The 404-nt window shown below is 36.1% G+C and carries 1 pseudogene; it reads left to right on the top strand.

The features are described from left to right. Positions 1-114 precede the first annotated feature (114 nt). A pseudogene (locus CWB78_RS18430) lies at positions 115-404 on the top strand (IS1634 family transposase); the annotation flags it as partial.

Below are 404 nucleotides of genomic sequence, written 5' to 3'. Positions count from 1 at the left end.
CGACAATTTGACCGATCACACACAGTATTCAACAAAGCCCTCTTCCATTTACTAGGTCAACTTTTCTCTTGTGAACCTGACGCACAACGCGCATTAGATAAATTAGCGAAAAAGATGAAGCATCATCAAATAGCGACTCAGCAATTTATTAAGCATAAAGTCTATGAAGGTAAAGGGCGACCTAAAAAAGATGCGCCAGTAAAAAATATTGAATGGCAAATCACGGCAGAAATTGAAGAAAATGAAACCGCAATAAAACAGATTGTAGAACAAAAGTCATGCTTCGTATTAGCAACGAATATTGATAAAAAAGCGCTTTCACCTGAAGATTTACTTAAGCACTACAAAGCACAATCTGAAGTAGAAAAAGGGTTTAGGTTTTTAAAAGACCCCTTGTTTTTTGT

Source organism: Pseudoalteromonas sp. S1612, assembly GCF_005887175.1.
Lineage (GTDB): Bacteria > Pseudomonadota > Gammaproteobacteria > Enterobacterales > Alteromonadaceae > Pseudoalteromonas > Pseudoalteromonas undina.
The sequence above is the reverse complement of the archived record's forward strand: the minus strand, read 5'-3'. Positions and strand labels throughout refer to the sequence as shown.